General features: G+C 71.9%; 13 protein-coding genes. 6 read left to right on the plus strand and 7 right to left on the minus strand.

The window, feature by feature from the left end:
- The first annotated feature begins 21 nt into the window (after positions 1–21).
- Together AC2XR2_RS06595 and AC2XR2_RS06600 are read left to right on the plus strand one after the other, a co-directional pair.
- Positions 22–1,662, plus strand: a complete 1,641-nt coding sequence (locus AC2XR2_RS06595) for an APC family permease (RefSeq protein ID WP_491514560.1) — start codon at positions 22–24, stop codon at positions 1,660–1,662.
- Between the two features lie 91 nt (positions 1,663–1,753).
- Positions 1,754–2,965 carry a 4-hydroxybenzoate 3-monooxygenase gene (locus AC2XR2_RS06600; RefSeq protein WP_449348580.1) on the plus strand — a complete coding sequence of 404 codons (1,212 nt, stop codon included), beginning with the start codon at positions 1,754–1,756 and terminating at the stop codon, positions 2,963–2,965.
- Between the two features lie 4 nt (positions 2,966–2,969).
- On the opposite strand, the gene AC2XR2_RS06605 is transcribed toward AC2XR2_RS06600, so the two are convergent.
- A complete protein-coding gene (locus AC2XR2_RS06605) occupies positions 2,970–3,329 on the minus strand; it encodes an ArsR/SmtB family transcription factor (RefSeq protein WP_391193989.1) in 360 nt (119 codons plus the stop codon).
- A 61-nt stretch (positions 3,330–3,390) separates the two neighbouring features.
- On the opposite strand from AC2XR2_RS06605, the gene AC2XR2_RS06610 reads away from it, so the two are divergent.
- Entirely contained in the window at positions 3,391–4,431 is a 1,041-nt protein-coding gene (locus tag AC2XR2_RS06610) for a cation diffusion facilitator family transporter (protein ID WP_449348579.1), read from the plus strand.
- Positions 4,432–4,433: 2 nt separating this feature from the next.
- Here AC2XR2_RS06610 and AC2XR2_RS06615 read toward each other — a convergent pair whose 3' ends face one another.
- Positions 4,434–4,991 (minus strand): YbaK/EbsC family protein, encoded by a 558-nt coding sequence (locus tag AC2XR2_RS06615; RefSeq protein WP_449348578.1) that lies wholly within the window; start codon positions 4,989–4,991, stop codon positions 4,434–4,436.
- 20 nt (positions 4,992–5,011) lie between these two features.
- The gene (locus AC2XR2_RS06620) at positions 5,012–5,584 is read right to left on the minus strand and encodes a helix-turn-helix domain-containing protein (RefSeq protein ID WP_330268334.1); all 573 of its coding nucleotides are present in this window, start codon (positions 5,582–5,584) and stop codon (positions 5,012–5,014) included.
- Positions 5,585–5,677: 93 nt separating this feature from the next.
- Between AC2XR2_RS06620 and AC2XR2_RS06625 the strand changes: the two genes are divergently transcribed.
- Complete coding sequence (locus AC2XR2_RS06625) at positions 5,678–6,535, plus strand: EamA family transporter (protein WP_491514561.1); 858 nt, start codon at positions 5,678–5,680, stop codon at positions 6,533–6,535.
- Between the two features lie 103 nt (positions 6,536–6,638).
- On the opposite strand, the gene AC2XR2_RS06630 is transcribed toward AC2XR2_RS06625, so the two are convergent.
- Complete coding sequence (locus tag AC2XR2_RS06630) at positions 6,639–7,394, minus strand: acyltransferase (protein WP_330268332.1); 756 nt, start codon at positions 7,392–7,394, stop codon at positions 6,639–6,641.
- A 106-nt stretch (positions 7,395–7,500) separates the two neighbouring features.
- Between AC2XR2_RS06630 and AC2XR2_RS06635 the strand changes: the two genes are divergently transcribed.
- Positions 7,501–8,034: a gamma carbonic anhydrase family protein gene (locus AC2XR2_RS06635; protein WP_491514562.1), complete on the plus strand. Its 534-nt coding sequence runs from the start codon at positions 7,501–7,503 to the stop codon at positions 8,032–8,034.
- A 3-nt stretch (positions 8,035–8,037) separates the two neighbouring features.
- Here AC2XR2_RS06635 and AC2XR2_RS06640 read toward each other — a convergent pair whose 3' ends face one another.
- Both AC2XR2_RS06640 and AC2XR2_RS06645 read right to left on the minus strand, forming a co-directional pair.
- A complete protein-coding gene (locus tag AC2XR2_RS06640; RefSeq protein WP_381300765.1) occupies positions 8,038–8,700 on the minus strand; it encodes a DedA family protein in 663 nt (220 codons plus the stop codon).
- A gap of 169 nt (positions 8,701–8,869) precedes the next feature.
- A complete protein-coding gene (locus AC2XR2_RS06645; protein ID WP_491514563.1) occupies positions 8,870–10,717 on the minus strand; it encodes an RICIN domain-containing protein in 1,848 nt (615 codons plus the stop codon).
- 505 nt (positions 10,718–11,222) lie between these two features.
- On the opposite strand from AC2XR2_RS06645, the gene galU reads away from it, so the two are divergent.
- Complete coding sequence (galU, locus tag AC2XR2_RS06650) at positions 11,223–12,191, plus strand: UTP--glucose-1-phosphate uridylyltransferase GalU (protein ID WP_491514564.1); 969 nt, start codon at positions 11,223–11,225, stop codon at positions 12,189–12,191.
- Between the two features lie 43 nt (positions 12,192–12,234).
- Here the strand turns inward: galU and AC2XR2_RS06655 are convergent, their stop codons facing one another.
- The gene (locus AC2XR2_RS06655; RefSeq protein WP_330269791.1) at positions 12,235–12,672 is read right to left on the minus strand and encodes a DUF4442 domain-containing protein; all 438 of its coding nucleotides are present in this window, start codon (positions 12,670–12,672) and stop codon (positions 12,235–12,237) included.
- Between the last annotated feature and the right edge of the window lie 118 nt (positions 12,673–12,790).

Here is a 12,790-nt window from a genome sequence, read left to right on the forward strand (position 1 = left end):
TCGTGAGAGGCGCCCTAAATTATGGTAAGCGTCGATTCGGCACCTGAGACAAAGGGGACGCCCGGCGGCGGCCTGCGGCGGGACATAGGGCTGATCGGGCTCATGTGGGCCTCGGTCGGTTCCATCATCGGGTCCGGCTGGCTGTACGGCGCCCAGGAGGCGGTCGTCGTGGCCGGACCCGCGGCCATGATCTCGTGGATCATCGGCGCGGTGGCGATCGTGCTGCTCGCCCTCGTGCACGCGGAACTCGGCGGAATGTTCCCGGTGGCGGGCGGCACCGCCCGATATCCGCATTACGCTTTCGGCGGCCTCGCCGGAATGTCGTTCGGCTGGTTCTCCTGGCTCCAGGCGGCGACCGTCGCGCCGATCGAGGTCGAGGCGATGATCGGCTATGCGGGGCACTGGTCGTGGGCGCGGGGATTCCAGCACGCCGACAAGACGCTCACCACGAGCGGATTCCTCGTCGCCATCGTCCTCATGGCCGTCTTCGTGGTGGTCAACTTCCTCGGCGTACGGGTGCTCGCGCACACCAACAGCGCCGCCACCTGGTGGAAGATCGCCGTGCCCCTGGCGACCATCTTCATCATCGCGGTCGGCAACTTCCACCCGGGCAACTTCCACTCCGAGGGCTTCGCGCCGTTCGGCGCCAAGGGTGTGCTGAGCGCGATCAGCACCAGCGGCATCATCTTCGCCCTGCTGGGCTTCGAGCAGGCGATCCAACTGGCCGGCGAGAGCCGCAACCCGGAGCGTGACCTGCCGCGCGCGACCATCGGCTCGGTCGCCATCGGCGCCGTCATCTACGTACTCCTCCAGGTCGTGTTCATCGGCGCGCTGCCGCACAGCTCCTTCGCGCACGGCTGGGCGAAGCTGGACTACCCCGGCATCAGCGGCCCCTGGGCCGGTCTCGCGACGCTCGTGGGCCTCGGCTGGCTGGGCGTGGTCCTCTACCTGGACGCCGTGATCTCACCGGGCGGCACCGGCCTCATCTACACGACCGCGACCTCCCGGGTCTCCTACGGCCTGTCCAGGAACGGTTACGCGCCCAAGCTGTTCGAGCGCACCGACCACCGGGGCGTTCCGTGGTTCGGTCTCGCCATCTCCTTCGTGACCGGCGTGGTCTGCTTCCTGCCCTTCCCGAGCTGGCAGCAGCTGGTCAGCTTCATCACCTCGGCGAGCGTCCTGATGTACGCGGGCGCCCCGCTGGCGTACGGCGTCTTCACCGACCGACTGCCCCGGTACGAGCGGCCCTACCGGCTGCCCGCGGGCTCGATCCTGTCCCCGGTGTCGTTCGTGGTCGCCAACCTCATCATCTACTGGGCGGGTTGGCACACGCTGTGGCGGCTCGGCATCGCGATCGTGCTCGGTTACCTGCTGCTCGGCGGCTACGCCCTGTACGCCCTCGCCAAGGAGCTGCCGGGCGCGCCGCGCATGAACTGGAAGGCCGCCCAGTGGCTGCCGGTCTACCTGGTGGGCATGGGCCTGATCTCGTGGCAGGGCGGTTTCGGCGGCGGCTCGGGCCGGATCGCGCTGTGGTGGGACATCCTGCTCATCGCGGTGTTCTCCCTGGTGATCTACTACTGGGCCCGGGCCACCGCGTCCCCGGCGGCGGAGATCGAGCGCAGCATCGAGGAGGTCGTCGTCACGGACGCGCCCGCGCACTGAGACCCGAGGGGGGTGCGGACCGGGTGTCTCCGCGTGGGGAGGCACCCGGTCCTCCCTGCCCGGTGCCGTGGGCCGCCGACATAATGTGCGGGTGACCTCCCACCCCAACTCCGGTGCGCCACAGCGCTTTCCGGTCGTCATCGTCGGCGCCGGGCCCGCCGGACTCACGATCGGCAACATCCTTCGGGCCGCGGGCACGGACTGCCTCGTCCTGGAGGTGGAGACCCGCGCGTTCATAGAGCAGCGGCCGCGTGCCGGGGTCATCGAGGAGTGGGCCGTCCGCGGTCTGGAGCGGCGCGGTCTCGCCGACACCCTGCTGGAGCGGGCCCAGTTGCACACCGAGTGCGAGTTCCGCTTCGCCGGCGACCGCTTCCGCTTCGCCTACGGCGAGCTGACGGGACAGCACCACTTCGTCTATCCGCAGCCGCTGTTGGTGACGGACCTGGTGCGCGAGTACGCCGACGTGCGGGGCGGCGAGATCCGGTTCGGGGTCCGGGACATCGAGCTGCACGACCTGGAGACGGCCCGGCCCTCCGTGTCGTACACCGATCCCGAGACGGGTCAACGGCAGCTGGTGGAGTGCGAGTTCGTGGCGGGCTGCGACGGCGCGCGCGGGGTGACCCGCACGGTCCTGCCGCCGACCACCACCGTCTCCCGGCACGACTACGGCATCGGCTGGCTGGCACTGCTCGCGGAGGCGCCGCCGTCCTCCGACTGCGTCCTGTTCGGCATCCACCCGCACGGTTTCGCCGGGCACATGGCCCGCAGCCCCGAGGTCACCCGCTACTACCTGGAGTGCCCGCCCGGCGACGACCCGGAGAACTGGTCCCACGAACGGGTCTGGAGCGAGCTCCAGTTGCGACTCGGGGCGGACGGCACCCCGCCGCTCACCGAGGGCCGACTGATCGAGAAGCGCGTCCTCGACATGCACAACTACGTCGTGGAACCCATGACGTTCGGCCGCCTCTTCCTCGCCGGCGACGCCGCGCACCTGACCGCGCCGATCGCGGCGAAGGGCATGAACCTCGCCCTGCACGACGCCTTCCTGCTGGGCGACGCCCTGGTCGCCTACCTCGGCGAGGGCGACGGCAGCGGCCTCGACGGCTACTCGGAGGCCTGTCTGCGGCGCGTGTGGGACTACCAGGAGTTCTCCCAGTGGCTCTCGGAGGTCTACCACGGCACCTCCTCGGGCGACGAGTACCGCGCGGGCACCACCTTCGCCCGCCTCCGCCGCCTGTTCACCTCCCCCGCGGCGGCCGCCGCGTTCGCGGAGCAGTACCTCGGTACGGCGGCCACGTACTGAGCCCTCAGTCGTGCACGGGCCGGTCGCTGAGCCGGTGGTCGGCCACGTTCAGCGCCTCGTCGACCAGTCGGCGCAGATGGCCGTCGCGCAGGGCGTAGATCACCCGGCGCCCCTCTTTCCGCGTGGTCACCAGACCGGCGAGCCTGAGCCGCGCGAGGTGCTGGCTGACGGCGGGCCGGGCCGCCCCGCACGCCTCCGTGAGGGTCGTGACATCGGCCTCTCCCCCGGTCAGCGCGTGCAGCAGGGTGAGGCGGGTGCGGTCGCCGAGCAGGGCGAGGAGCTCGGCGGCGAGGGCGAACTGCTCCTCGCCGGGGGTGCGCGGGTGCGCATCGTGCGCAGGTGACAGGTGCATGCGTGCGCTCATACGCACATAATGGTCCCGTGGGCGCGGTCCGTCCACTCCCGCACACAGGAAGGGGCACCACGTGAGCGACCACGACCACCCTCACCATCACGCTCATCCGCACGAACACGCGCGTCCCGGCATCCGCCACCGCCTCTCCCACCTCCTCACCCCCCACTCCCACGAGACCGCCGACAAGCTCGACGCCGCCCTGGAGTCCTCGGCGCGCGGCATGCGCGCGCTGTGGGTCTCCCTGGCGGTGCTCGGTGCGACGGCCCTCGCGCAGGCGGCGGTGGTGGCCGTGTCGGGGTCCGTCGCGCTGCTCGGTGACACCGTGCACAACGCGGCGGACGCGCTGACCGCCGTACCGCTGGGCATCGCCTTCGTCCTCGGCCGGCGCGCCGCCACCCGCCGCTTCACCTACGGCTACGGCCGCGCCGAGGACCTCGCGGGCATCGCGATCGTGCTGACCATCGCGGCGAGCGCGGCCTTCGCGGGGTGGGCGGCGATCGACCGGCTGCTCGACCCGCGTCCCGTGGCCCATGTCCCGGTGGTCGCCGCGGCCGCGCTGGTCGGCTTCGCGGGCAACGAATGGGTGGCCCGCCACCGCATCCGGGTGGGCCGGGAGATCGGCTCGGCGGCGCTGGTGGCGGACGGACTGCACGCCCGCACCGACGGGTTCACCTCACTGGCCGTGCTCGTCGGCGCCGGCGGCTCCGCCCTCGGTTGGCAACTCGCCGATCCCATCGTGGGGTTGGCGATCACGGCAGCTATCGCCCTCGTTCTGCGGGACGCGGCACGCGAGGTGTTCCGGCGGGTGCTGGACGCCGTCGATCCGGCCCTGGTGGACCGGGCCGAGAGTGCGCTGCGGACCGTCGAAGGGGTGCGCGGAGTGGGCGAGTTGAGGCTGCGCTGGATCGGGCACCGGCTGCGCGCGGAGGTGGCGGTCGTGGTGGACGGGGAGATGACGGTACGTCAGTCGCATGCCGTCGCCGTCGAGGCCGAGCACGCCCTGCTGCACGCCGTGCCACGCCTCACCGCGGCACTGGTGCACGCCGATCCGGCCCCGGTACCGGGCGAGACGGACCCGCACCACGCCCTCGCCCACCATGCCCACGTGTGAGGTCAGGCGACGCCCAGCCCCTCCAGCACCACCGCGCCGGGCAGTTCGGCGAACGCCTTCCCCGGCACCAGCAGCTTCCCGCGCCGGCGCCCGCTGCCGACGAGGACGTACGGCAGGTCCACCACGGCCGGGTCGACCAACACCGGCCAGTCGGCGGGGAGTCCGAGCGGGGTGATGCCGCCGTACTCCATGCCGGTCTCCCCCGTCGCGGTGTCCATGGCGGCGAACGAGGCCTTGCGGACGCCGAGTTGGCGGCGGACGGCACCGTTGACGTCGACCCGGGTGGTGGAGAGCGCCACGCACGCCGCGAGCGTGGTCTCGCCGCCCCGCCTGCCCGCGACGACCACGCAGTTCGCCGACCGCTCCAGGAGCTCCCGGCCGTAGTGCTCCACGAAGACCGCGGTGTCGGCCCACCGGGGGTCGGTGTCGACGTACACGATCTGCTCGGCGGGGACGCTGCCGCTCCAGTGGCGTACGGCGTCGGCGACCGGGCCGATCAGCTCGTCGAGGGCGTCCGGGGCGGGGGCGGCGTGGTCGAAGTGTCCGAGGGGTGCGTCCATGGCGGCACGCTAACAGCCGCTCAGGACACGCCCGGCACCGAGACGGCGAGCATCCAGCGAGCCGGGACATCGCCCTGGTTGGCGTACACGTGCTCGGCGTTGGCCTCGAAGGTGACGCTGGCCCCGGCCGGGACCCGGTGCTCGACCCCGTCGACGGTCAGGGTCATCTCGCCCTCCGTGACATGCAGGATCTCGACGGTCCCGACGGGGTGCGGATCCGACCGGCTGCTCTCGCCCGGCATCATCCGCCACTCCCACATCTCCAGCGGGCCGGGCGCCTCCGTGCCCGCGAGGAGCCGGCTCCAGCTGCCCGCCTCGGTGCTCCACAGCCGCACCACCTGCTCGGCCGGGACGACCCGCACCTTCGGGCCCTGCTCGTAGTCGAGCAGGGTGGTGATGCTGATGCCGAGGGCGTCGCCGATCTTCACGACGGTTCCGAGGCTGGGGTTGGTGCGGGCCTGCTCGATCTGGATCAGCATGCCGCGGCTGACCCCGGCTCGGGCCGCGAGGGCGTCCAGGGTGAAGCCGCGCTCGGTCCGCCAGCGCTTGACGTTGCGCGCCAGGGACTGGGTCAGCAGGTCGAGGTCCGACACGTCACGTCCAATATTCTGTATGACTTAGTGCAGCCGAATGAACTACGGTGGGGTGCACCCGATCGTTCACCGAACTGTACTGCGAGGCAACCCGTGACGGCATTCTTCGCCCTGGCCACCAGCCTGCTGTGGGGCCTGGCCGACTTCGGCGGCGGCGTGCTGACCCGACGGCTCCCGGCGCTCACGGTGGTGGTCGTGTCGCAGGGGATCGCGGCGGCCGTCCTCGGGGCGGTCGTGGTGGTGACGGGCGGCTGGAGCGAGGCCGGACCGCGCCTCTGGTTCGCCTTCGCCGCGGGTCTGGCGGGACCGGTCGCCCTGATCTGCTTCTACAAGGCGCTCGCCCTGGGCCCGATGGGTGTCGTCTCCCCGCTGGGCACGTTGAGCGTGGCGGTCCCGGTCGGCGTCGGACTCTTCCTCGGCGAACGTCCCGGGATGATGCAGGCCGCGGGGATCACGGTCGCCGTCACGGGAGTGGTCCTCGCGGGCGGGCCCCAGCTGCGCGGCGCCCCGGTACAACGTCAGGCCATCGTCCTGACCCTGATCGCGGCCCTCGGCTTCGGCACGGTGTTCGCCCTGATCGCGGAGGCGTCCACGACCGTCACCGGCCTGTTCCTGGCCCTGTTCGTGCAGCGCCTGGTCAATGTGGGCGTCGGCGGGGCGGCCCTGTACGTCTCGGTGAGGCGCGGCACCCCCGCTCTCCCTCCGACCGGCTTCCCCTGGCACTCCCTCCCCGCACTGGCCTTCGTCGGCCTGGCGGACGTCGCGGCCAACGGCACCTACGCGATCGCCGCCCAGCACGGCCCGATCACGGTGGCCGCGGTCCTGGCCTCCCTCTACCCGGTGGTAACGGCCCTGGCAGCCCGCGGCCTCCTGAACGAACGCCTACGGACGCTCCAAGCGGCGGGTGCGGGCTTGGCCTTGCTGGGCACGGTCCTCCTGGCAACAGGCTGACACGGCAACCCACTCAGGGGCGCGGGGAACTGCGCGACCAGCCCCCACCACCCGCAGCCGCCCCACGACCGACCCGGCACCCCCTTGGGCGCTCCACAAGCCCTCAGTCCAGCTCCGCCAACCTCGCCACAGCCTCCTCGTCCAACCCCGCCAACGCGTTCAACTCATCCGCGGTAGCCCCCGGAGGGATCGGTACCGGAGCCGGAGTCCGCAGCGGCGGCTGCCACCCCTCCCCCTCCGTCCACCGCCGTACGACCCGCGCCGGCGCCCCCGCCACCACGGCATGGTCCGGCACCACACCCCGCACCACCGCCCCCGCGGCGACCACGACGTTCCGTCCGATCCGCGCGCCCGGCAGGATCACCGCCCCGGTCCCGATCCAGCACCCCGGCCCGATCTCCACCGGCTCCATCCGCGGCCACTGCTTGCCGATGGGCTCGTGGGGATCGTCGTAGGAGTGATTCGTCGAGGTCACGTAGACGTAGGGCCCGAAGTAGCAGTCGCTGCCGATGGTCACCGTGGTGTCGGCGATGACATGGCTGCCGCGCCCCAGCACGACCCCGTCGCCGATGCGCAGGATCGGCTCCGGGCCGAGGTCGAGGTCGGGCATGAGGCCCGCGGTCAGGGTGACCTGCTCGCCGACGATGCAGTGGGAGCCGACATGGATCCAGGGCTCGCCGAAGACCGTGCCGAGCGGGAAGGCCAGCCGGCTGTGCGCACCCAGCGCGCCGAAGCGGAAGCCTCCCGGGCGCTCGGCGGTGACGGAGCCGGTGCGCTGCACCCAGGCCCAGCCCGCGTGGACGGCACGCTGGACGAGGCGGCCCCGCCAGGATGAGAACGTGTTCTTGCTCTTCGGCACGAGCTCACCGTACTGAGCACCGGGCGCCCGGATGAGAGGCGGGGCTTGTGATCTTCGCCCCACCGGATGGCGTACGGTTCGGGATATCCCGAAACCAGGAGGCGAAATGGCGCACAAGGCTTTGATCACGGGCATCGGCGGAAGGGAACCGGCGATCGACGAAGCGGCCTTCGTGGCGCCCACCGCTTCGGTGATCGGGGACGTGACGCTCCAGGCGGGGGCCAGCCTCTGGTACGGCGCGGTGGCCCGCGGCGACGTAGAACACATCTCAGTCGGCGCCCGGAGCAACATCCAGGACAACTGCACGCTGCACGCCGACCCCGGCTTCCCGGTGACGATCGGCGAGCGCGTCTCCGTCGGCCACAACGCGGTCGTGCACGGCGCGACGGTCGAGGACGACTGCCTGATCGGCATGGGCGCGACCGTGCTGAACGGCGCGGTGATCGGCGCGGGTTCCCTGGTGGCGGCCCAGGCGCTGGTGCCGCAGGGCATGCGGGTGCCGCCCGGTTCACTGGTGGCGGGCGTGCCCGCGAAGGTCCGGCGGGAGCTGACGGAGGAGGAGCGTCAGGGGGTCACCCTGAACGGCACGCTGTACGCGGATCTGGCCAAGGCGCACCACGAGGTGCACGAGACGCCGTGAGGATCAGTCGGCGGCCGGGACGGTCTCCGGTTCGGCCGCCTGCTTCTGGGCCGCCGCCGTCGCCGTGGCCTTGGCCGCCTTGCGCTTGAGCACCAGCATCGAGGTGAGCCCGATCAGCACGGCCAGCACCAGCCCGAGCCAGGAGAACTTCTTCAGCCAGGACTCGGCGACGATGCCGACGTAGTAGATGACGGCGGTCGTGCCGCCCGCCCAGACGATCCCGCCGAGCACATTGGCGATCAGGAACTTCCAGTACGGCATCCGCAGCACACCGGCGAGCGGTCCGGCGAAGATCCGCAGCAGGGCGACGAAGCGGCCGAAGAACACCGCCCACATGCCCCACTTCTCGAAGGACCGCTCCGCCGTGGCGACATGGCCCTCGCTGAAGTGCTTCGGGAACTTGTTGCCGAGCCAGGCGAGCAGGGGTCGTCCGCCCTTGCGCCCGATCGCGTACCCGATGGAGTCACCGACCACCGCCCCGACGCTGGCGCACGCGCCGAGCACCACGGGGTTGATGCCCGCGTGCTGCGAGGAGAGCAGCGCGGCGGAGACCAGGATGATCTCGCCGGGGAGCGGAATGCCCAGGCTTTCCAGGCCGATGACCAGGCCCACCAGGGCGTAGACGGCGGCCGGGGGCACGGTGTCGAGCCATTCCTGGACGTGCAACGCCGGTTCCTCCTGAGTCACGTTCCGGCACGCGCCACGTTCCGGCGCGCGCCGTGGCAGCCTACCGGGTCACGTGAACCGCCGTCCGGAGCAACGGCTCACCGGACCTCGGCGCGCACCCGCCGGGGCCGCCTCCGGCAGGGCGGCCCCGATGCCGGTGTCGCGTGCGCTACGGCAGCGCGTCCCGCACGGCCGAGGTGACGGCTACCGGCCCCGACGAGAGGGGTGCCGTCACCGACGTCACGGTGTCCACGACCGCGCCGACCGCGGCCTCCGCCCCGGCGGCCGCCGTCCCCGAACCGGAGTTGCCGCCGGCGTCGGAGCGGGGGCCGGAGTCGCTGTCGTCGACCTGCGCCACGCGGGTCTCGTAGTGACCCGGAGGCGTGCCCTGCTGGTCCGAAGGGGGCGCCTGGTCCTGGTCGGTCCCCTTGTCGGGGTGCCCGTCGGCGCCGGGGGGCGTGGCGAGAGGCGGAGCGAGCGGCTTCCCGTCCGGCCCCACCGGCTTCCCGTCCGGCCCCAGCGGTTTCCCGTCCGGCCCCAGCCGCTCCCCGTCCGGGCCCACCGGCTTCCCGTCCGGCCCGACGGAGGGACCGCCCGTCTCCGCGTCCTTCGGCAGCCGGGTCTCCTGCCCCGTCGGCCCGCTCCCGTCGGCGAACTCCAGGGCCCACCGCTGCTTCTTCGAGCCGTCCCGTTCGGTGACGACCACGGTGTCGCCCTTGCCCGGCGCGACCAGCAGCCCCTTGCCCCGGCGCAGCAGCAGTTCGCCGCGCACGGTGAGGTCGTAGTGCACCTCGCCCACCTGCCCCTGGCAGTCCGCGACCACGACGGACCCCTTCCCGGCGTCCGAGTCGAGGCAGAGCCTCGGATCGGCGGCGCTGCGCAGCAGGCCGTCGTCCTGGTACGACCACTGCTGGGACCCGGCGGTGGAGCACGTGGCGAGCACGGCCTCGACGCCGTCGGCGGTCCGGCCGTCGGAGGTGTCGAGGCACAGCCCGGCGTCGATGGTGCGGAGCCGGCCGTGGCCGACCTCGACGGGATCGCCCACGGAGGCGGGGGACGGGGAGCCGGCGGAGCGCGAGTTCTCCACGGGGCTCGGCCGCACGGTGTTTCCGGTCGCCGCGCCCCAGGTGACGTTGGACGTGGGCACGCCGTCGTCGGACCAGCCCTTGGCCACGAGCACCGTCGCCAGCAGGGCGAGGGAGGTCAGGCCGGCGCCCACGAGCACGGTCTTGGTGTGGCGGCGCGGCTGCCCCCCGTTCGCGGGGCGGTGGCGTCCGCCGGGCCGGGGGCGGGCCGCGCCGTGCAGCGCGGGGGCCGGGCGGTCGGCGGCCCGGGCGGGCCGGGATTCGAGATACCGGTGGGCGCCCCAGCCGAGCACCGTCTCGGCGAGCAGCACCTCCAGACCGCCCTCGAAATGGCTGAGCTGTTCGGCGGCATGACGGCAGTACCGGCACTCCGACAGATGTTTACGGACATCGGGCAGAAGGTCTCCGCCCCGGCGAATCGGGACATCCAGGAGACGGTTGTAGAAACGGCATTCACTGGTGGGCGCGAGTTCCCGGTGGGCGCGGACGCAACCGGCGCGGAATTGCTCGCGCGCCTGCTCCAGGGCGGCGGCCGCACGGGCCGTGTCCACACCCAGCAGACCGGCCGGTACGGATATGGGTTCGGCCTCGACCTCGGCATGCCACAACAGGCATTGGGAGGCACCGGGAAGAGCCCGGAATGCGCGTTCGGCGAGTTGCCGCCTTTCCGGGGTGACGGACCTCGCCGCGCGTAGACCACGGCCACCGATCGTCTTGCGGAGTTCCGGCAGTACGGCGGAGATATCGTCGTCCGCGGCCCACTCCTTGACGAACTCCCTCACCGCTACGAGAAGTTGGGGACGCAGTGCGCCCTGACCCGGTCGGCTCAGCACCCGGTCGAAAGCCGCGGCGGCCGCCATGGAGGCCGAAGGCGACCAGGAGGCGAGACAGATGACCGAGTACGCGTAGGTCGCCTGCCAGTGCCGCGCCATCAACAGGGCGACGGCGTGACCGTCCGTGCTCTTCTCACCGAGCCGGGCCAGAAGAGTGCGGTCGGACTCTCCCGGGCTCGATCCGGGGCGTGGGGGGTAAGGGGGTCGGGGTGGGTGAGCGGATTGCACGGGACCAATTCCTTCCAAGCCGCAGGACGGCATGGAATATGCGCGTCCCCGGAAAGCAGGTGCCTGATTGGTGCGTACCTATGCCGCGTCAGAAAACGACTCGGCCGTCGGAGGGGCGCTCACCTTCGCACAATTGATGCAGGGGTAACAAGAAGTTCGAGTGACCCATGTTCAAAAAGAGGCCGCTTCAGAAAAGTTACCGCGGGTATCCGCACCCGTTTTCGAAAACAAGTGGGGCGTCGGCCTCAAGTTGTGTACGCCGCCGGATCCTTGGCACACGAAATCTCCAAGTCCCCAAAGCCTCCACGCGCGGTCCACAGGGAGCTCCCAGGCCGCTCCGGGTGCGCTCTCATCCCGGTACCGCAGCATGATCCGCATGATCGTCCCCCACCCGACCACCACGCCCCCGCCCACTACGGCCGCCGCCACCGCCCGCACGGTCCGCAAGGCGGTCGTCCCAGCCGCCGGGCTCGGCACCCGGTTCCTGCCGGCGACCAAGGCGACGCCCAAGGAGATGCTCCCGGTCGTCGACAAGCCGGCCATCCAGTACGTCGTCGAGGAGGCCGCGGCGGCCGGGCTCGACGACGTACTGATGGTCACCGGCCGCCACAAGCGGGCCATCGAGGACCACTTCGACAACGCCTTCGAGCTGGAGCAGGCCCTCGCGGCCAAGGGCGACGCGATACGCCTGGACGCGGTGCGCGACCCGGCCCGTCTCGCCGACATCCACCACATCCGGCAGGGCGAACCGCTCGGCCTCGGCCACGCGGTGCTCTGCGCCCGCCGGCACGTCGGCGACCAGCCCTTCGCCGTCCTGCTCGGGGACGACCTGATCGACCCGCGCGAGACGCTGCTCAGCACGATGCTCGACGTCCGCGCGCGGTACGCCGGGAGTGTGGTCGCGCTCATGGAGGTGCCGCGCGAGCAGATCCGGCTCTACGGCTGTGCGGCCGTGGAGCCGACGGCCGAGGAGGGCCTGGTCCGGGTGACCGGGCTCGTGGAGAAGCCGTCCCCCGACACCGCGCCCAGTGCCTACGCGGTCATCGGCCGCTATGTCCTCGACCCGGCGGTCTTCGACGTCCTGGAGCGCACCCCGCCGGGCCGCGGCGGCGAGATCCAGCTCACCGACGCCCTCCAGACCCTCGCGACCACCGGCACGGTCCACGGCGTCGTCTTCGACGGCCTGCGCTACGACACCGGCGACAAGGCGGACTACCTCCGCACCGTGGTCCGCCTGGCCTGCGCCCGCGACGACCTGGGCCCGGGGTTCATCGCCTGGCTGAAGGAGTTCGCGGCCGGGCTGGAGGACGGCGAAGGGGTCGGACGCGGGCGGACGGCGGCCTGAGCGAGGGGTGCGGGAGACCCCGCGCTCACCCGCCGGACGGGACTCAGCCGTTGGGCCGCAGGGTCCACACCACCGTCATCTCACCGGTGACCGCCCCGTCCGCGCGGCGGATCTCGATCGTGACCGGGAACTCGGGGCGCTGCCCGGCGTCCAGTTCGGCGACGACCTCCTCAGCCGGGCGCCCCAGGGTCGCCGTGGCGGTCACCGCGCCCATCGCGAGCTTGCGGTAGGCGATCTCCGCGTTGACGGCGAGCGGTACCGCGCGCGAGAGCTGGTCGCCGAACGCGGCCAGGACGACGGCCCCGCTGGCCGACTCGGCGAGCGTGAACATCGCCCCGGCGTGCGGTCCGCCGACATGGTTGTGGAACTCGCCCTGGTCGGGGAGGGCCACCACGACCTTCTCCGGGCCGGTCTCCAGGAACTCGAGGTTCAGGGTCCGCACCATGGGCACGGTGGCGGCGAGCATCTCGCCGACGGACATCTGGTCTGCGCTCATGCCGCGATGTTACCCATGGGTAGCCATCGCGGACAGCGCCGGTCCCCGTGATCGCCGTCTCTTCTCCTGCGGCATCCGAACCGCAAAAGGTTTGGCAAGGCGG

The sequence above is a fragment of the Streptomyces sp. LS-MS-L19 genome, assembly GCF_058382285.1.

Coding starts and splice junctions, on each gene's coding strand:
- AC2XR2_RS06595 (WP_491514560.1), top strand. CDS start 22: ATGGTAAGCGTCGATTCGGCACCTGAGACAAAGGGGACGCCCGGCGGC.
- AC2XR2_RS06615 (WP_449348578.1), bottom strand. CDS start 4,991: ATGGACGCACCCCTCGGACACTTCGACCACGCCGCCCCCGCCCCGGAC.
- AC2XR2_RS06655 (WP_330269791.1), bottom strand. CDS start 12,672: ATGTCCGTCGGCGAGATGCTCGCCGCCACCGTGCCCATGGTGCGGACC.
- galU (WP_491514564.1), top strand. CDS start 11,223: ATGATCGTCCCCCACCCGACCACCACGCCCCCGCCCACTACGGCCGCC.
- AC2XR2_RS06645 (WP_491514563.1), bottom strand. CDS start 10,717: ATGGCGCGGCACTGGCAGGCGACCTACGCGTACTCGGTCATCTGTCTC.
- AC2XR2_RS06605 (WP_391193989.1), bottom strand. CDS start 3,329: ATGAGCGCACGCATGCACCTGTCACCTGCGCACGATGCGCACCCGCGC.
- AC2XR2_RS06635 (WP_491514562.1), top strand. CDS start 7,501: ATGGCGCACAAGGCTTTGATCACGGGCATCGGCGGAAGGGAACCGGCG.